Source organism: Flavobacterium sp. 2 (genome assembly GCF_049949195.1).
Taxonomy (GTDB): domain Bacteria; phylum Bacteroidota; class Bacteroidia; order Flavobacteriales; family Flavobacteriaceae; genus Flavobacterium.
On sequence record NZ_CP188206.1, the window covers coordinates 3,164,653 to 3,184,236 of the forward strand.

Annotated in this window: 15 protein-coding genes; 13 read left to right on the top strand and 2 right to left on the bottom strand. The window is 35.0% G+C overall.

The features are described from left to right. Positions 1–86 precede the first annotated feature (86 nt). The 13 genes from ACNFIH_RS13595 to ACNFIH_RS13655 all read left to right on the top strand — a co-directional run bounded on the left by ACNFIH_RS13595 (position 87) and on the right by ACNFIH_RS13655 (position 12,272). On the top strand, positions 87–1,661 hold the full coding sequence (locus ACNFIH_RS13595) for a G-D-S-L family lipolytic protein (protein WP_426483556.1): 1,575 nt from the start codon (positions 87–89) through the stop codon (positions 1,659–1,661). A 232-nt stretch (positions 1,662–1,893) separates the two neighbouring features. Next, entirely contained in the window at positions 1,894–3,405 is a 1,512-nt protein-coding gene (atpD, locus tag ACNFIH_RS13600) for a F0F1 ATP synthase subunit beta (RefSeq protein ID WP_035652881.1), read from the top strand. 80 nt (positions 3,406–3,485) lie between these two features. Then, positions 3,486–3,767: a F0F1 ATP synthase subunit epsilon gene (locus ACNFIH_RS13605; protein WP_035652883.1), complete on the top strand. Its 282-nt coding sequence runs from the start codon at positions 3,486–3,488 to the stop codon at positions 3,765–3,767. A gap of 65 nt (positions 3,768–3,832) precedes the next feature. Continuing rightward, on the top strand, positions 3,833–4,345 hold the full coding sequence (locus ACNFIH_RS13610) for a hypothetical protein (protein ID WP_426483557.1): 513 nt from the start codon (positions 3,833–3,835) through the stop codon (positions 4,343–4,345). A gap of 171 nt (positions 4,346–4,516) precedes the next feature. Beyond that, positions 4,517–5,155: an NAD(P)-dependent oxidoreductase gene (locus tag ACNFIH_RS13615; protein WP_426483558.1), complete on the top strand. Its 639-nt coding sequence runs from the start codon at positions 4,517–4,519 to the stop codon at positions 5,153–5,155. A gap of 77 nt (positions 5,156–5,232) precedes the next feature. Then, positions 5,233–6,369, top strand: a complete 1,137-nt coding sequence (locus ACNFIH_RS13620; protein ID WP_426483559.1) for an aminotransferase class I/II-fold pyridoxal phosphate-dependent enzyme — start codon at positions 5,233–5,235, stop codon at positions 6,367–6,369. A 191-nt stretch (positions 6,370–6,560) separates the two neighbouring features. Continuing rightward, positions 6,561–6,755, top strand: a complete 195-nt coding sequence (locus tag ACNFIH_RS13625) for a hypothetical protein (RefSeq protein WP_426483560.1) — start codon at positions 6,561–6,563, stop codon at positions 6,753–6,755. A 55-nt stretch (positions 6,756–6,810) separates the two neighbouring features. Beyond that, positions 6,811–7,674 carry a TraB/GumN family protein gene (locus ACNFIH_RS13630; protein WP_426483561.1) on the top strand — a complete coding sequence of 288 codons (864 nt, stop codon included), beginning with the start codon at positions 6,811–6,813 and terminating at the stop codon, positions 7,672–7,674. A gap of 7 nt (positions 7,675–7,681) precedes the next feature. Beyond that, on the top strand, positions 7,682–8,185 hold the full coding sequence (locus tag ACNFIH_RS13635; RefSeq protein ID WP_426483562.1) for an RNA polymerase sigma factor: 504 nt from the start codon (positions 7,682–7,684) through the stop codon (positions 8,183–8,185). Next, a complete protein-coding gene (locus ACNFIH_RS13640; RefSeq protein ID WP_426483563.1) occupies positions 8,175–8,792 on the top strand; it encodes a hypothetical protein in 618 nt (205 codons plus the stop codon). The genes ACNFIH_RS13635 and ACNFIH_RS13640 overlap by 11 nt, the downstream gene beginning before the upstream one ends. Before the next feature lie 175 nt (positions 8,793–8,967). Beyond that, entirely contained in the window at positions 8,968–9,585 is a 618-nt protein-coding gene (gene bioD / locus ACNFIH_RS13645; RefSeq protein WP_426483564.1) for a dethiobiotin synthase, read from the top strand. Between the two features lie 99 nt (positions 9,586–9,684). Further along, positions 9,685–10,956: an adenosylmethionine--8-amino-7-oxononanoate transaminase gene (bioA, locus tag ACNFIH_RS13650; RefSeq protein WP_426483565.1), complete on the top strand. Its 1,272-nt coding sequence runs from the start codon at positions 9,685–9,687 to the stop codon at positions 10,954–10,956. A gap of 146 nt (positions 10,957–11,102) precedes the next feature. Beyond that, entirely contained in the window at positions 11,103–12,272 is a 1,170-nt protein-coding gene (locus tag ACNFIH_RS13655) for a beta-ketoacyl synthase N-terminal-like domain-containing protein (protein WP_426483566.1), read from the top strand. A 68-nt stretch (positions 12,273–12,340) separates the two neighbouring features. Here ACNFIH_RS13655 and ACNFIH_RS13660 read toward each other — a convergent pair whose 3' ends face one another. Further along, positions 12,341–18,502: a T9SS sorting signal type C domain-containing protein gene (locus tag ACNFIH_RS13660; RefSeq protein WP_426483567.1), complete on the bottom strand. Its 6,162-nt coding sequence runs from the start codon at positions 18,500–18,502 to the stop codon at positions 12,341–12,343. Between the two features lie 484 nt (positions 18,503–18,986). Then, the gene (locus ACNFIH_RS13665) at positions 18,987–19,457 is read right to left on the bottom strand and encodes a regulatory protein RecX (protein WP_426483568.1); all 471 of its coding nucleotides are present in this window, start codon (positions 19,455–19,457) and stop codon (positions 18,987–18,989) included. Between the last annotated feature and the right edge of the window lie 127 nt (positions 19,458–19,584).

A 19,584-nucleotide genomic window follows, 5' to 3' on the forward strand; every position in this document is an offset into this window, starting at 1 on the left:
AGTTAATTTGATGAAGTAGGTTTTCTTTCTATTATTTCAATGGAAAATGAAGGAAAGAGGTATTAATTTTTTAAATTTTAAATGACATGAAAAAAAATATAAAAATGCTTTTATTGGTTTCTTTAACCTTTATGGCAGCATGTAATAATGACGAAAGTGATGCGCCAGTTGAAGTGCCGGTTGTTCCTGGGTCGGCAGTTTTAACTAAATACGTAGCGCTGGGTGATTCTTTTGCTGCAGGATATAGTGATAATGCTTTATTTATAAAAGGACAGAGTAATGCGTATCCTAATATTTTAGCACAACAATTTGTTGCTGCGGGAGGAGGGGAATTTAAAAGCCCTTTAGCAAATGATAATATAGGAGGATTGTTGTTAGGCGGAAATGTAATTGCTGGAACACGTTTGTATTTTGTTGGACAAACTCAAACTCCGACAAACGTACCTGGAAAACCAACAACAGAAGTTACTACGCATCTTACAGGTACATTTGGTAACTTAGGTGTTCCGGGTGCAAAAAGTTTTCACTTATTAGCTGCTGGTTACGGAAATGTTGCCGGAGTTGCTACTGGTGCTGCAAATCCTTATTTTGCTAGATTTTCTAGTTCGTCTACAACATCGGTTTTGGCTGATGCGGTTGCTCAAAATCCAACATTTTTCTCTTTGTTTATTGGTGGAAATGATGTTCTAGCCTATGCAACTTCGGGAGGAGTAGGAAAAGACCAAACAGGAAATACAAATCCAGCAACATATGGAGGAAATGATATTACAGATCCAACTGTGTTTGCGAATGCATATAATGCTTTAGCTACAAGTTTAACAGCTAAAGGGGCAAAAGGAGTGGTAGCAAATTTGCCATACATTACGGCTCTGCCTTATTTTACAACAGTTCCTTACAATCCGCTTACGGCGAAAATTCTTGGAAACGGGAACGAGACAGTAGGTAAAGCAACAATACAGGCGTTGAACGCTCAATTATATGGTCCGTTAAAACAAGCATTGACTGCTTTTGGTGCGGGAGACAGGATTAATTTATTATCTGAAACGGCTGCAAATCTTCCGCTTTTAATAAAAGATGAAAGTTTGACTAACTTATCAGCACAGTTAACTGCAGCATTTACTCCAACATTGGGAGCGCAAACAGCCGCTTTTTATGGTACTGTATTTGGGCAGGCAAGACAAGCTAAAGCTACTGATTTGGTAGTTTTAACAACAAGAGCTGATATTGGTACTGCTCCAACTGCTGCGAATTCTGGTTTAGGAATTGCACCGCCGGCACCTTTGGACAAATTTGGAATAACATATCCATTGCAAGATAAACATGTCTTGGTTCCAACTGAAATAGCAGAGGTTAAAAAAGCTACTGATGCTTATAATATAACTATTGAGTCAGTTGCTAAAGCAAAAGATCTTGCTTTCGTTGATACAAAAGCAACGTTGACACAATTGTCAAGCGGAGGTATTCGATTTGGAAATTTCGTTATGTCTTCTTCTTTTGCTACAGGTGGGGCTTTCTCTTTAGATGGAGTTCATCCAAGTGCAAGAGGTTATGCTTTGATTGCTAATATTTTCGTCGATGCAATCAATGCAAAATATGGTTCTACATTGCGTCATGTTGATTTGGCTACATATCCAATTCAATATCCGCAAGTAATACAATAATGCCAATTTTTTTTAGTAAAAAGCCACTCATTTTTAAAATGCAGTGGCTTTTTTTATTTCGCTAAAAAATACAATTTTAGTTATTTGAGGCCTTAGTTTTAGGAATCAAACAAAATCATGGTATTTTTTATGAAAAAAAAATTGATTTTATATTTTAAAAAATTATCTTTGCGCTCTGAAAAAAGAGGTATTTTCGATAAACCTAAATAGCTATTTAATAAATACATAAGTAATGTCAAAAGTAATAGGAAAAGTTGCTCAAATCATTGGACCAGTAGTTGACGTAGTTTTCAACGGTAAAGATGTTGAACTTCCAAAAATTTATGATTCATTAGAAATCACAAAAAAAGATGGAACATTATTAGTTCTTGAAGTACAATCTCACATTGGAGAAAACACTGTTCGTACAATCTCTATGGACTCTACAGACGGTTTGTCAAGAGGATATGAGGTAGTTGGAACTGGGAATCCAATCCAAATGCCAATCGGTCCAGATGTATATGGACGTTTATTTAATGTTGTTGGAGATGCAATTGATGGTTTAGGCGAATTGCCAAAAACTGGAGAAAATGGTTTGCCAATTCACAGACAAGCTCCTAAATTCGAAGATTTATCAACTTCATCTGAAGTTTTATTCACAGGTATTAAAGTAATCGATTTGATCGAGCCTTACGCAAAAGGAGGTAAAATTGGATTGTTTGGTGGTGCTGGTGTTGGTAAAACAGTATTGATTCAGGAGTTGATCAACAATATCGCAAAAGGTCACGGTGGACTTTCAGTATTCGCTGGAGTAGGTGAAAGAACACGTGAAGGAAATGACTTACTTCGTGAGATGTTAGAGTCAGGAATTATTAAATATGGTGATGATTTCATGCACTCTATGGAAAATGGAGGATGGGATTTATCTAAAGTAGATATGCCAGGAATGAGAGAGTCTAAAGCTACTTTCGTTTTCGGACAAATGAATGAGCCACCTGGAGCTCGTGCACGTGTGGCACTTTCAGGATTATCTATCGCTGAGTATTTCCGTGATGGAGCTGGATCTGACCAAGGTAAAGATGTATTATTCTTCGTTGATAATATCTTCCGTTTTACACAGGCAGGTTCTGAGGTATCAGCACTTTTAGGTCGTATGCCTTCTGCAGTAGGTTACCAACCAACTTTGGCAACAGAGATGGGTGCTATGCAAGAGCGTATTACATCTACAAACAAAGGATCTATTACATCTGTACAGGCGGTTTACGTTCCTGCGGATGACTTAACTGACCCGGCGCCGGCTACAACTTTCGCCCACTTAGATGCTACAACTGTATTGTCTCGTAAAATTGCTGAGTTAGGTATTTATCCAGCGGTTGACCCGTTAGATTCTACTTCAAGAATTTTGACTCCTCAAATCTTAGGAAATGAGCACTACGACTGTGCACAAAGAGTAAAAGAGATTCTTCAAAAATACAAACAACTTCAAGATATCATCGCGATCTTAGGTATGGAAGAGTTATCTGAAGAAGATAAACTTTCTGTATCAAGAGCACGTCGTGTACAACGTTTCTTGTCTCAGCCATTCCACGTAGCAGAGCAATTTACAGGTATTCCAGGTGTATTAGTTGATATTAAAGATACTATCAAAGGTTTCAACATGATTATCGATGGTGAGTTAGATCACCTTCCAGAAGCTGCTTTCAACTTGAAAGGTTCTATTCAAGATGCAATCGAAGCTGGAGAAAAAATGTTAGCTGAAGCTTAATATTAATTATGAATTATGAGTTATAAATTATGAGTATCATCTCACTTATAACTCATAACTTATATCTCAACTAAAAAAAGATGATTTTAGATATAGTATCACCAGAGGCAAAATTATTTTCGGGAGAAGTAACTTCAGTTACGGTTCCTGGAGTTGATGGAAGCTTTCAGATTTTAAATAATCACGCTCCTATTGTTTCTATTCTTGAGAAAGGAACTATAAAAATTGCAGCATCAAGCTTTAATTTTTCTAAAGAGGTAGCAAGTAAATTTGTGAGAGTTAATGACCAAACCTATACATTAGAGATTACGTCAGGTACAATCGAAATGAAAGATAATAAAGTAATTGTTTTAGTTGACTAATAACAATTTCAAGATAAGTTTAAAAGCCATTCACATAGTGAGTGGCTTTTTTTTTATTTTTGAATATGATAAACCAGCAATTAGAAAAGTTAATTTATAAATCAGAAAGACCTTTTTGGCATTTTCTTTTAGCCACTCCATTATATTTTTTTACCATTTCAATGTTGCTTAAAATGCTTCATCTTTTTTATGAAGGCAGGATTATGAATGGTTTGAAGTTTTCTTTAGCTGTCTTTTTTATGTTTGTCTGTGCAGCAGGATTGACCTTTACAAAAAAAGTCTATACAAATTCTGAAATTAAGGATGTTCGTTTCAATTTTACTTTATTTAATATTGCTTTATGCAAAGACATTGTTTTTAAAAAAGTAGAATATGTTTCTGTGTATAAAAATCATTCAGATCGAGATTTTGAAGTTCAAATCTGGTTATCAGAAACAAAGAAAAAATCGGTATCAACTCATCTTAATTCTCAGTCTGCTTTTAATTTGGCCTTTAAAATAGCAAATGGATTACAAGTTAATTTACTTGATGCTACTGAAAAAGGGAATTTTAAATGGATGGAAAAAGAAAATTTCTAATATTTTAAAAGTCAAACTTTTGTTGGACTTTTTTATTTTTTTACTTTTGAAGTATTAAAATCTCTTTATAAAATATTGATTAGGATGTAAAAGCGCAGTAAGCTTTTACAGTTTCGTTTTATCAACCTGATAAGACGTAAACTTTTATGTCAAATTTTATAAATAATAGAGATGAAAAATATATCAAAAGTTGCCGTTCTTGGCGGTGGTGGAAGAACTGGAAAGTTTCTTGTAGACCAGTTATTAAATGAAGGATTTAGTTTAAAACTTTTATTAAGAAATCCTCAAAATTTCGAAATTCAAAATTCTAAAATTGAAATCATTCAGGGCGATGCGCTCGATTTCGAATCGATACAATTATTGCTAAAAGACTGTCAGGCTGTTGTAAGTACAATTGGTCAGAGAAAAGACGAGCCTCTTGTTGCATGTACAGTGACAAAACATGTTTTGAGAGCCATGAAAGAACAGGGAATTAATCGTTATGTTCTTCTTGCTGGTCTTAACATCGATACCCCATTTGATAAAAAAAGCCCAAAAACGATTATGGCTACTGATTGGATGAAAACTAATTTTCCAGAAATTCAGGAAGATCGTCAAAAGGCTTATGATCTTTTAGTTCAAAGTGATGTTAATTGGACGCAAGTTCGTGTTCCGTTTATTGAATTTACTGATAATAGTTCTGAGGTTGTAGTAAATCTTGAAGATTGTCTGAGTGATAAAATCAGTGCATTTGATATTGCTGAATTTATGCTTAAAGAAATGACTGAATCTAACTATAGTAGGAAGTCGCCTTTTATAAGCGCAATTTAGGGTAAAGTAGAAAACAGCGGGAACATCAAATCCCGCTGTTTGTTTATATCAAATTTCAATTTCATAACTTTGCTTTCATGAAATTACCTGAAAATCTTATTCAAAAGCTTGAAAATAGGAAGCAAAATAATTCGTTAAGAAAATTGCCAAGTTTTAATAATCTTGTCGATTTTTCTTCAAACGATTATATTGGATTTTCAAAATCGGAATTTATTTTTAAACAGGCTCATCATTACTTAATTGAAAATGAAATAATTCAGAATGGAGCGACAGGTTCAAGATTGATTTCAGGTAATCATTCTTTGTATCAAATTGCAGAAGCTTTTATAACGGAATTTCATGATGCTGAATCGGCTTTAATTTTCAATTCGGGTTACGATGCCAATGCGGGCTTTTTTAGTGCTGTACCGCAACGAAACGATGTTATTTTGTATGATGAATTAAGTCATGCTTCTATTCGCGATGGAATTGTAATGTCGAATGCAAAATCATACAAATTCAATCATAATGATTTTGAAGATTTAGAGCGTTTGATTCTAAAATTTCCTGATACAAATATTTACATAGTAACTGAAACCGTTTTTTCTATGGATGGCGATAGCCCCAATTTGGAAGAATTAGTAAAGTTGTCAGAAAAGTACAATTGTTATTTAGTGGTTGATGAAGCACATACTTTGGGTGTTTTTGGAGATAAAGGCGAAGGACTCACACAGTATCTTCAACTGCATAATCGAATTTTCGCCCGAATTATGACTTTCGGAAAAGGTCTCGGATGTCATGGAGCAGTCGTTTTAGGAAGTCCTGAATTGACCGAATATTTAGTAAACTTCGCCCGAAGTTTTATTTATACAACAGGATTATCTCCGCATTCGGTGGCTACAATTTTGGTTGCTTATCAACATTTGGAAATTGAAAAAGAAACAATTAATGAACTTCGCCAAAATATAGTTTTCTTTAATCAGCAGAAAAATTTATTGGGTTTAAAGCCAATGTTTGTCAGAAGCAAATCGGCAATTCAATCGGCAATTATTCCGGGTAATGAAAACGTTAAACGTATTGCCCAACAATTGCAGGACAAAGGTTTTGATGTAAAAGCTATTTTATCTCCAACCGTTCCTGAAGGTCAGGAACGTCTTCGTTTTTGTATTCACAGTTATAATTCCCAAGAAGAAATTAGCCAGATTTTAGGATTACTTCGAGATTTTGTATTTTAAGATTAGGTTATTTCGAGAAGATTGACCGCACCACTTTTGAGCGTCTTTCTTATGTTCTTCTGTAGAATAAAAAAAACATGTACTTTCTTAAGCCTTATATTTCCACACTTTTTTAAAAAAGTTTAATTTTTTTTGTAACGTTTTGATTATTCGATTACTTACGAGCCGTAATCAAATAAACCAAAATAATTATGAAAACACAATCAACTTCAAAAAAAGAGAGAACTTCCAACTTTGCATTTATATTTTGTACTTCTCTCGGACTAGGGTACACTTTAGTGAACCATTTTATTTTAGATAAACCAAGAACAGAAACACTAGTTGTAATGATTTGTTTATTTGTGATTTCAATTGCTTCCTGGCAGCGAAAAAAATACAGCAAATAATAATCGGGTTTCAGTCATCAATCAAAAAATCAAGCAATCAAAATCAATCAACATTATGAAAAATTTATTTACATCAACAATCGCAATAATCTTATTCGTTTTTAGCACTACTGCGCAAGCGCAAACAAATTCTTCAAAACTAGAGAACTCTCTTTTGTGGGAAGTTTCAGGAAATGGATTAGAAAAACCTTCTTATTTATATGGAACGGTTCATATGATTTGTACGTCAGACTATTTTCTTTCTGAAAAAACAAAGAAAGCATTTACGGCCGCCAATAAATTAGTTTTAGAAATCAATTTTGCAGATTCGGCTGAAATGACGGCGATGCAAAAAATGGCAATGGGAAAAGAACCTTTGAGTAAACTTTTAAGTCCGGAGCAATTATCAAAATTAAATGAAATCTTAAAAAAGACAGCAGGAGTAACAACCTTACAAGTAGATAATTTTAGTTTGATGACTGTGATGAGTTTGATTTCGATGAAAAGTTTCGGCTGTACAGATATCAAGCTTTATGAAATGGAATTTATAGAGATGGCTAAAAAAAGAAATATTCAGGTTGGCGGTTTGGAAACGGTAAAATCTCAATTTGAAATGTTTGAAAACGCATATTCAAATGATGAAATGATTGATATGTTAGGACAGACAAATCAGGAAGAAACTGCTAAATTAGTAGCTGCATATAAAAGTGAAAATGTTGAAAATTTGTTTGATATCGTAACAGACAAGAAAATTACAAGCGAGAAAACAAGAGGAATAATTCTGGACCAGAGAAATTTAAACTGGGTGAAAGAAATGCCACAATTGATGAAAAAGGAAAGTGTATTCTTTGCAGTTGGTTCGGCACATTTGGGAGGTGAATTTGGAGTGATTAATTTATTAAGAAAAGCAGGATATATTGTAAAACCAGTAATGAATTAAAACTATTTTGAAAGAGAAAGAACAAGAGTTTTTAAATCGGATAGAAAGTCACAAAGGAATTCTGTACAAAGTCTCGAAAATGTACATGGACAATTATGATGATCAGCAGGATTTATTTCAGGAAATTGTCTGCCAACTTTGGAAATCGTATGATACGTTTCGAAACGAGAGCCAATTTTCGACCTGGATGTATCGAGTGGCCGTTAATACCGCTATCGTTTTCCTTAAAAAAGAAAAACGAAAGGTTGACAAATATGAAATTGCTTCAGAAAATATTAAAGATGACGAAGGCGACTCGCATATAAAAGAAAGTCAGCTGGATCATTTTTATAAAGCAGTTCAGAAATTGGAAAAAATTGACAAGGCCATTATTTTCTATCAGTTAGAAGGCTTTTCTCATAAAGAAATTGGCGAAAATCTAGGAATTTCTGAAGGAAATGCGAGAGTGAAATTAAATAGGGCAAAAGAAAAATTAAAAGAAATAATTAAAAATCAGGGATATGGATTTTAACGATATACAAAACGCATGGAAAAATGAACCAATAGAAAATGTTGTTCTTCCAAATAATTTAGAAAAAATTCAATCGGTTAATATGCCTTTGGATAAAATTAGAAAAAATTTAAAAAAAGAATTCATCGTTCAGGTAATTTCGATGATTTTAGTCCCGATAATTCCGTTATTTATCAATTTGAAATATAGTTTTTTTCTTGCTTACTATTTGCTGTATGCAGTTTCAATAATAATCTCAATTGCATTTGCAATAAGATTACATATCTATTATAAAAATTTTGCAAATGTTGCGGCAACAACCAAAGATAATTTATATGAAATATATTACAATATAAGGTTGTTTATTGAGACCTATAAATCTGCTAGTTATACCTTTTTTCCTTTTGGATTGTTTTATATGTTTTTATTGCCTTTAGGTAAAAAATCAGGAAAACTGTTAAATCTTATTTCAAATACAAATCAAGAATATGTGTTAGTAATAGTTATTTTGATTGTATTTGTATTTGTCATTTTGATGTGGTTTATGACTGAAGGACATACAAAATTATTTTACGGAAAATATGCGAAGGAAATTAGAAAAGTTATAGACGAATTAAAAGAAGAATAAAACAGAACCCATCGTAATTGATGGGTTTGTTGTTTTTATTGGTATTTTTGCATGACAGCCCACAGATAAAACGGATACTACGGATTTACACGGATTGTCAAGTAGCTGATTGATTGAAAAATAAAAAAAATCCGCGATAATCGGTTTAATCTGTGTTATCTGTGGTCTATTAATTATGAAAATATTTATTACAGGAATCTCTACTGATGTTGGTAAAACAGTGGCTTCGGCAATTGTTGTTGAAGCTTTAGAAGCTGATTATTGGAAACCTATTCAAGCTGGTGATTTAGATCTCAGTGACACACATAAAGTAAAATCTAAAATTTCGAACTCTAGATCTCAATTTTTTCCAAATGCATATGAATTAAATACACCTGCAAGTCCGCATTTTGCTGCTGAAATTGATGGAATTGAAATTGACCTGAAGAATATTCAGGAGCCAAAAACTGAAAATCATTTGGTGATTGAAGGAGCGGGAGGGTTTTTTGTTCCGTTAAACGAAAAAGATACTATTGCCGATTTGATTCAGAAAGATTATAAGATAATTGTAGTCTCAAGGCATTATCTCGGAAGCATCAATCATACTTTACTAACTATTGAAGCAATTCAGAATCGAGGTTTTAAAGTTGACGGAATTATATTCAGCGGAAGCGAAAACAAATCGACCGAAAGTTTGATTTTGAATAAAACCGGAATTAAATCCATTGGAAGAATTGACGAAGAACCTTATTTTGATCAGAATGTAATTAAGGAATATGCTGATTTGTTTCGCGAAAATCTATTGAATTTATAGAGTAAAGAATATAGAATTAAGAAAATAGACTTTCTTATCTTTGTAAAAACTATAGAGTTTAGTCTTTTTTCTATACTCTATTTTCTATCTTCTTAAAAAATGACTTTACAAGAAAAAGACAGCCAATACCTTTGGCATCCATATACACAGCACAAAACTTCACAAACACCAATTGCAATTTCAAGAGGCGAAGGCGCGTTGCTTTGGGACGAAAACAATAAAGAATATATAGATGCAATTGCATCTTGGTGGGTAAATCCGTTTGGGCACAGTAATAAATTTATTGCCGATGCGATTTACAAACAACTGACGACTTTGGAACACGTTTTATTTGGAGGTTTTACTCACGAACCTGCAATAAAAGTGGCTGAAAAACTGATGGAAATTTTGCCTAAAAATCAGCAAAAAATCTTTTTTTCAGATAATGGTTCAACCGCAGTTGAAGTTGCAATTAAAGTTGCCTTGCAGTATTTTTTTAATAAAAATGAAAAGCGTACTATAATAATTGCTTTTGAAAATGCTTTTCACGGAGACACTTTTGCGGCAATGGCGGCAAGCGGAATCTCATTTTATACGCAAGCTTTTCAGGGAATGTTTATTGATGTTGTCCGAATTCCGGTTCCGGTAAAAGGGCAGGAGGAAGCAAGTTTTAATGCATTGAAAAATGTAATTCAAAAACATAATTGCGCTGGATTTATTTTTGAACCTTTGGTACAAGGCGCAGCCGGAATGGTTATGTACGAGCCAGAAGCATTGGAAAAGCTGATTGAAATTTGTAAAGAGAACAATGTTCTAACAATTGCAGATGAAGTAATGACAGGCTTTGGTAAAACAGGAAAAACCTTTGCAATGGATTATGTAAATGCTGATCCTGATATGATTTGTTTGTCGAAAGCATTGACGGGAGGAACAATTCCAATGGCGATTACAACTTTCACTCAAGAAGTTTTTGACGCTTTTTATGATGACGACATTAATAAAGCTTTATTTCATGGACATACTTTTACTGCAAATCCAACAGGTTGTGCAGCAGCTTTAGCAAGTATTGATTTATTGCAGACGGAAGAAATGCAGGATAATATCATCCGAATAAATAAAAACCATTTAGCGTTTCAGAAGAAAATTGAAAATCATCCAAAAGTAATTACTGCGAGAACACTCGGAGTTATTTTTGCGGTCGAGATAAAATCAGATTCTGAGGAAAGTTATTATGGTTCAATGCGTACCAAATTGTATAATTTCTTTATTGAAAAAGGAGTTGTTTTAAGACCGGTTGGAAATATTGTTTACATATTACCGCCTTATATAATGACAAACGAACAACTTCAGAAAGTTTATAAAACAATCGAAGAAGCAATTGAAATGGTTTAATTTTGCCTACAGATAACGCGGATTAAACGGATTTTCACAGATTAATCTTTTTAAATCCGTTTAATCCGCGTTATCTGTGTGCCATTTTTTATAATTCTTTTGCGACCTTTGTGGTTAGAAAATGCAATAGGCATAAAATCAATATTTTGAATACAAAGAAAATCTCCATAACCGCTTTTTCATCTATTTCGCCATTAGGAAATAATGCTGAAGAAGTTTGGACAAACTATCTGAACGAAAATCATTGCTTTTCAAAACAATTTTTGGATCAGCAGGAAACTTCAACGGCAGCACTTGGTGCGAAATCAAAAAAAATTATCGCCGAAATCAGGGAATCAGATCCTAAATATAATTTTTTGGATGACTCTGTTTTATTCGCTTTAGCGGCTTCTCGACAAGCTGTGAAACAAGCAAATTGGAGTTCGGAAGATGTTTTCGGAATTAATATTGGTTCTTCGAGAGGAGCAACAGATTTATTCGAAAAACATTATAAGGAATATATCGACACAGGAAGAGCACAGACTTTAGCATCTCCAACCACAACTTTAGGGAATATCTCTTCTTGGATTGCTCATGATTTGCAAAGTTCTGGTCCCGAGATTTCACATTCTATAACTTGTTCAACGGCACTTCATGCTTTATTAAATGGAGTTGCGTGGTTAAAATCTGGAATGTCAGATAAGTTTTTAGTGGGTGGAAGTGAAGCACCTTTAACGGACTTTACGATTGCTCAAATGAGAGCTTTGAAAATCTATTCGCGTATTGATCAGGATCAGGAAGCCTGGCCAAATCTGGCTTTTGATTTTGAAAAAACACAAAATACAATGATTTTGGGCGAAGGCGCGGCAGTTTGTTGTTTAGAGACCGGAGAAAAAGATAATGCAATTGCGTATGTAACAGGAGTTGGCTATGCGACTGAAGTTTTGGAACATAACATTTCGATTTCTGCAGAAGCAACCTGTTTTCAAAAATCGATGAAAATGGCTTTAGAAAATGAAGATTTAGAAAGTGTTGACGCAATCGTAATGCATGCGCCAGGAACGATAAAAGGAGATTTAACAGAGTTGCGTGCGATTGAAAAAGTTTTTGGAATCAATTTACCATTACTAACAACAAATAAGTGGAAAATCGGACATACGTTTGGAGCTTCAGGGATTTTGAGCTTAGAATTGGCGCTGTTGATGATGCAACATGATACTTTTATTGGAGTTCCGTTTGGAGAAAAACAAAAACAAAGCAAACCAATAAAAAAGGTTTTAATCAACGCTGTAGGTTTTGGCGGAAATGCTGTTAGTGTTCTGATTGAAAAACGATAATTAAAATATACTTCTAAAAAAAAATCCAGTCTGTTTTAGACTGGATTTTTTTTGAAACTTATATTTATCTATTGAAAAATAACCTTTTTAGAAACTGTAAAGTCATTTTCTAAAGTCACCTTTACAATTAAAACCTGATTACTTGACTGTAGGTTTGAAATTTGTAAATCGGTAGAATTTACTTTTGTTTTGTTGTAAAGTATTCTGCTTGAAACGTCATAAATTGAAATTTCTTTTAAGTTTTCTTTAGATGATAGCACTTTTACAGTTTTATCTTTTACAGAAATTAAAACGCCGTTTTCGATGTTTTCAAAATCACCAGTTCCTAACGATTTATTAGTGTAGCGCAGAACGAAACGATCTGTAAAAGTTCCTATAGCTGTTGTAAAAGTATAATTACTCTGCGTTAAGTCATGAATTGTATTTGTTGTTTTGTCTTCCAAATAGATTTTCTGAGTAGCTAATTCTCCATCGGCCTCATCAATAGCAATCGTGAAATCTCCTGCAATTGTTGTTTTATATCCTAAAGGAACTGTATCTGTGTCTGAAAAAGGTAAAGCTCTTCCTTGAATTACTAGTTTACTACTTTGACTAATACTGTAAAAGTCCAGATATTTATTTCCGTCAAAAGTTGCGCCATCAAAACCAGGTTCTACATCGTTAGTTGCACCGTCTATGTATCCAACTAATAATTGCTTGAAGGCTCCACCAGCATTCGTCATATTCAGCCATACGCGATGTCTTTCAAAACTCTCTGATTTAGAAGTTTTTCCAGGTTTGAAAAATTGACCGTTGTTGTCTGCTCCTGATCGCATTGTATTGTTGAAAGTAATAGTACCTGCAGCTTTTGTGCCAACAAAAAACGATTGACCTGCTGCAATTTGACCGCTAGGTTTTTCATTGTTATTTGAAGCATTTCCGCTTAGTGCCGCCGTTCTTACACCTCCACTAACATTGTAGCTGGCATAATCATCTGTATTATATTGATATGCACCACCTAAAACTACTGGAGTGTTATGCGTCCAAAAATATAAGGTTCCTTTTAATATATCTTTATTGTTAACATCAAGTATAAATTTATTAGCATCTAAAGCTGATGGATATGGATTTCCAACTAAATAATACTTACTAGCTGCTACTGTTTCGCCAGATAGTGTTCCGTTATTAGGTGTTCCAATAAATGTTGCAGGGTAAGCTTGTCTAGCTGTATTAGAGAAGTATTCAGGACCGCGAATAATATAACCTTTACCAACGGTCATTACAGTTGCTCTTGGCACAGCTACCCATTGTGAACTATTGTATGTTAAATATTTGTCAATATAAGTCGCTGGTGAAATGCCACCAAGAGTTTGACCTTTTACTGGTGTCGACCAATATACATAATCGGCTTGACGAATAGGAAGGGTTGTTCTTAGATATGTGATATTTCCACTGTTAATATTTGGATCGGTATCAGTTTGAATTAAACTTGAACTGTTTTTAAATAAAAGTGTTCCTGATGTCGTAGCAGATGAAAGAACTTTCACAGCACCGTAAACTCTTAGAGTAGTTGCAGATTCAACAGTTAAAGAGGCTTTGTCATTTACAGTAAGTGTATAAGCATATGATGGTAGGTTTACATCTGAAATAACTGGGCTATTTGCTACACCTGTTGGTATGATAACACAGTCAGTTGCAGTTGGAATTCCCGAAGGACTCCAGTTGCCTGCTAAGTTCCATACAGTATTTGTGGCTCCTGTCCATGTTTTAAATACAGGTATGTTGACTTGCAAAGAAGTGCCCGGTTGTGAAATACAGCCTGAAGCGTTTTTAGCAGTTACAATATAAGTTCCAGGATCTAGAGATCCAAATACAGTCTGATTGTAATAGTCTGTTCCGTTAATGCTGTAAGTCAATCCGCTTACTCCAGTGATTGTAATAGTACCTTTGACTCCAGAGCAAGTTGGTTGTGTAGTAACGCTTGCAGTTGGAGCTGTTGGATTTGCATTTGTAATAAAAGCTCCTGAAACAGCGCTTGTTGCAGTACTACAATTCCCTGTAACAATACAATAATAATAATATGATACTCCGGCAGTTCCTGCTTGTGGAGTATAAGTATTAGTTTGTGCTCCATTTGCAGCAACTAATGATGTACCACCTGTAGTGCTGTTTGTTGTATTTCTGTACCATTGATATTCAACAGAAGATTGTCCTCCTCTTGGAGTTCCTACTGCAGTAACAGATATTGGAGTAAATGCTGTCCCGCTACATACTGACTGACCAGCTGTTGACTGACCTGTAATTGCAGTTGTTACGTCGATATCTATTGCACTGTATATAGATGTGTCGGTGCATGTTCCATTATCAACCATAACTCGATATTGTCTGGTTGTACCTGAAATTGCTGATGGCGTATAAGAAGTTAATCCGGCTGTACCTGGGATGTCTTGATAGTTAGTGTTGTTTCCATCACTATATTGCCATTTTACAATTACGGATGTATCTGGATAGCGAATACTAGAATTAGCATAAGTATTAAATGTTAATGTTGGCATTGTATCACCAGGACAAATATGTTTTCCTCCATTAACTTGGCCTTTGTCTAAAATTACAATTTCTGTTGTGTATGTACCTGGAGCAGAAGTGCTGCAGCCAGAAGGATTAGTATAATTAACACTTACTGTTTTTGATCCTATAGTTAACCATTCAATCACAATATAATTGTCAGTAGCGGTACCTCTGTCAATAATTTTATAATCCGTATTAAGCACACCTGAAACAGACCAAATGTAATTCGATTTTCCTCCTTGAGTAGAATATGTCACATGTCTGTTTGCACAGGTTTTGGCTTGTGCTGCATTAGTAATTGTGGGAGCATATACGGTTACTGTTCTGGCAGTTGATGTTACTGCTGAGGCACAAGTTCCAGTTACAACTACGTCATAGCTTCCTGCGTCAGCAGTTGTAGGGTTAGTTAAGGTTAGAGTTGCTGATGTTGCCCCGCTTATAACACCTCCGTTTGTAATTGGAGTTAAGTCTTTTCTCCATTGATAAGTTAATCCTGTTCCTGTAGCTACAACAGTCATTGACTGTGTGCCACTTCCTGAACAAGTTGCTGCAGGAGTTGCTGGATGTGTTGTTATTGATGGTGCTGTGTTTATCGTTACTGCTACTGGGGTTGAAGTTACAGCTGGTGTACAAGTGCCACTGATATCTACAGTATAATTTCCTTGATTTGCTGTTGTAGGATTAGTTAAAGTAAGGCTTGCTGATGTTGCCCCGCTTATAACACCTCCGTTTGTAAGTGCAGTTCCGTCTTTTTTCCATACATATGCCAAATTAGTTCCAGAGGCTACAACAGTAATTGTTTGTGTGCCGCTTCCTGCACAAGTTGCTGCAGGAGCTGTTGGCTGAGTTGTTATTGATGGTGATGTGTTTATCGTTACTGCTACTGGATTTGAAGTTACAGCTGATGTACAAGTACCACTGATATCTACAGTATAACTTCCTTGGTTTGCTGTCGTAGGATTAGTTAAAGTAAGAGATGCTGTTGTTGCCCCGCTTATAACACCTCCGTTTGTAAGTGCAGTTCCATCTTTTTTCCAAACATAAGCCAAATTAGTTCCAGAAGCTACAACAGTAATTGTTCGCGTTCCAGTTCCTGAGCAGGTTGCTGCCGGAGCTGTTGGCTGCGTTGTTATTGATGGTGCCGTGTTTATCGTGACTGTTACTGCAGTTGAAGTTATAGCTGGTGTACAAGAACCACTTATGTCTACAGTATAATTTCCTTGGTTTGTTGTCGTAGGATTAGTTAAAGTAAGAGATGCTGTTGTTGCTCCGCTTATAACGCCTCCGTTTGTAACTGCTGTACCATCTTTTTTCCAAACATAAGTTAGGTTTGTTCCTGTAGCAGTAACAGTCAGGGTTCTGGTGCCATTGCCGGAACAAACTGCTGCTGGAGCTACAGGTTGAGTAGTAATTGCTGGTGCAGAATTTACAGTGATTGTTCCTGTCGCATTTACTGCGTTTGAGCAACCAGTTAATGGAATGCTATATGTGAAAGTTCCAGTTGCATTAGGTGTTCCACTAATTGTTATCGTATTATTATTCCAACTTGCAGTTATTCCGGCAGGTAAGCCAGTAATACCGCTGCTATTTATTCCGCTCGCATTTATTGTTGTGTGAGTAATAGATGTCATATTAACTCCAATACATGTTGTTGGCGTTGAAGAAGCGGCGCTAACGATGTTACCAGCATTGACGATTACTTCATTAGAAGTTACAGTACAGCCACCATTTGTTGATGTGCAGACTACATACCATGTCCCGACTCCTAGTGAAGCAGTTGTTGGGGTGTATGTTGTAGAAGTTGCTCCCGAAATTGGAGTTATTGTTCCTCCTGAAACCGATCTTTTTCCCCATTGTCTTGAGGTTATAGTGCCTCCTGATTCAGTAACAGTTAATAGGTTACCTGTTGTACAAAAATTTTGAGTTGTTGTTGGAGCTATTGATACAGATGAGATTTGAGCAGATACAGTGACAGTTACAGGATAGGTTACGCTCGTACAAGATGTAGAATAAATAAATACTCTAACAGTTGCATTATAGGTACCGACAGCTACGCCATAAGGCACATTTATGGCAATTGTCCCTGCACCAGCGGTAAAGGAACCACCCTGATCTCCAAAGCCAGCCGACTTAGCTGCACTGTCAAAAACTAATGCATATCCATTTGGAGAGCCGGTTGTGGCGCTATAAGTTAAAGTACTACTTACGCCATTTTTACAAACTGGAGAGTTGGTCGAATTAAATGTTACAGTTAATTCTGGACGTATTTCGACTTGTAGAACGCCTGTATAAACTGTCCCACAGTTAATATCTCCAACCATTACTCTATATTCCCAAGTTCCTGCAGTTGCAGGTGTTTCTGTGTATGAATTAGTTGTGTTAGCAATAGTTGTCCATGTAGTGGATGGACTTAATCTTTTTTCCCATCTAACAACTTCTCCTACAATAGTTCCTGTTAAGTTGATTGTAATTGGAGAATTAAAGCAAGCTGGGGCAACATAAGCTAAATATCCAGATTGTGGTGAAGGAGGTGTTTGTAAAGTTGCTGTATTGCCACTTGAAATTGTATTACTACATGAGTTACCACTTGAGCCACTTGCTAAATTTGTAATTGTTATTGTGCTAGAGTTAACTGTGGTTAAATCTGTAGTTGTAAAAGTTCCACTTCCAGTTGTATTAACAGTCATTGTTGCTGTTTTGGCTGTTGCGGATGGATTAGTTGTGTTATAGGTTACAATGTAGGTTCCAATCGGTAAACCAGATGCGGTTGAATTTAAGGTAACAACGGGAGTCGTTGAAGAAGTACATTTTACAGCAGTTACTGAAGTAATACTAAAAGCTTGACTTACTGCTACAGTAATTGTGCTTGTACTTGTATATAAATCGCTTCCATAGTATGTTGTACAAGTTAAGATTGCCGTATAATTACCTGTCTGACTTGCAGTCAAATTATAATTTTGTGCATTACTTGTAGTTGTAGTTCCATCAGGTGCTTTCATGCTCCAAGAGTAATTTACGCCTGCTGAACCTGATGAAGTTTTTGTTCCTGCTGAGCCTGAGTAAGAACCGATTAGATTAATCGTACCATTTTGACAAACTGGAGAATTTGAATTTGCAATTGCATTCATTGTTCCACCACCACTATTAAAAGCATCAAAATCATACACTGTACCGCCACCATTTCCTGTACAAGCTGCAATTTTGGTACTTCCGATATAAATGGCGACATTGTTTGAACATTTACTTTTATCAACTTTTCCTGGAGAATTAATTTTTACGGCCGTGCCAGATGGCAGGTGTATATTACTATTGTTGTCTGCAAAACTAAGTAAACCGTTAATTGTTACTTGAGTTACTGAGTTAAGCGTCACAGTGTTAGATACTATAAGATTCCCGTTGATTGTCAGTGTCTTAGCGTTAATGGTTCCGGCACTGGTTATTGTCGCGGCACTAGCTATTACAACATCATCTGTTGCTGTGGGAACTACGCCACCAACCCATGAACTAGCATCACTCCAATTTCCTCCTGTACTTGTAGAAGTTATTGTGCCTGCGACAATGGAAATTTTGTTGGAAAAGTAATTGGCTCTAAGAGAGGTGATGTTGAGTGTTGATGTATTTTTTCCAAAAGTAAAAAGTGACAACAGGAAAAATAAAAAACTTAAAAGTAATTTTCTAATCATAATTAAATCGTGGCATTTAATTTTTAAAAACTGTTTTTTTATTTTGTTTTGTTTAACGTTCGCATGCCATTAATTACTTAAAAAAGCAACATCCAAAAGAAGCCAAAGTAGTCATGTTAAGTGGTTTCTATCAGGATGTTATGCTGGCATAGGATTTAACCCAACAAAGATATAGACATATACGAGTTAGGAAAAAGGATGGTTTTAGAATGGCCGAATAATCGATGAAGTGTGAAAATTACTCGTTGAAATGCATGAAGAAAATCGTGTTTTTGTGGAAATTCTTATAAATACGAATTTTTAAATATAAGAAAAATCGCAAAATATAATGTCTATTTTACAATTATTTAAATTTTTTTATATAAAAACGCGAGTTGAGCCTATATATTCGCAAGAAAACGACATTTGTATAGGAAAGTATTTTCTGATGTTTTAGAGGTGTTTGAGAATGATTTAGGTCTATAGTTCTCAAAAAAAACGGAGCTTATTCTAGCTCCATCAATTTTACTTTTTCATAAACAAAATTGCTTTCATATCCACGACGAAGAAGATAGTCGCAGAACTTTTTTCTTTTCTTTAAAATATTATTTTCATGAATACTATTCCAACATCTTTCAGCAAGATTATTAAAAGTGTTTTCGTATTCTTCGGCAGAAATTTCTTTAAGCGCCAAAGTGATATTTGTCGAAGAAATATGTCTTGCTTTGAGTTCGTTTGTAATTCTGATTTTTCCCCAATGTTTGATTCTGTGTTTTCCTCGGGCAAAACTACAGGCAAAACGTGTTTCATTGAGAAAGTTATCCTCGATTAATTTTACTACTATAAAATCAATTTCTTCAGAAGTCATTTTTAAACTTTGCAATTTCGCAATTACCTCATCATGGCAACGCTCCTGATAGGCGCAAAAGTGTTCTAATTTCTGTAAAGCTTCTTTTGGAGTGTAACTTGGATTCATGAGTTTTTTCTTGCTTTTTAACTATAATTGCTAAAAATAGTTATTTTGATGTTAAATTTTAACCGATTTTTACATTATTTCTAAAAAAGAAATTACCTAAAATGTTGTGTGTGTGCGGAATTATAAT